Source organism: Salinimicrobium oceani, assembly GCF_012037645.1.
Window position 1 is genome coordinate 1 of record NZ_JAAVJR010001519.1, and the last position, 298, is coordinate 298.

The 298-nt window shown below is 41.3% G+C and carries 1 protein-coding gene; it reads left to right on the plus strand.

Annotation, left to right across the window (positions count from 1 at the left end; translation table 11 throughout):
• A partial coding sequence (locus HC175_RS22905) for an HAD family hydrolase (protein ID WP_168140068.1) occupies positions 1–298 on the plus strand: 298 nt, incomplete at both ends.

Genomic DNA, 298 nt, shown 5'->3' on the forward strand with positions numbered 1-298 from the left:
TTCCGCAGCTAAATTCTGAAGTATTTACCGGCTCCTGGAATGCCATACTGTTGGATTTTCCGAAGCACCGACTGGAATTCCTAAAAAGGCTGAAAAAAGAAGGCAAATACACCCTGATCTTGCTTAGCAATACCAATCACATTCATATTGACTGGGTGAAGGAAAATGTAGAATTCTTTGAAGAATTCAGAAATTGTTTTGACGCCTTTTACTTATCTCAGGAAATCAATTTGCGCAAGCCCGACGCCGAGATCTATGAATATGTCCTGGCTAAGCACAACCTCAATCCTGAAGAGAC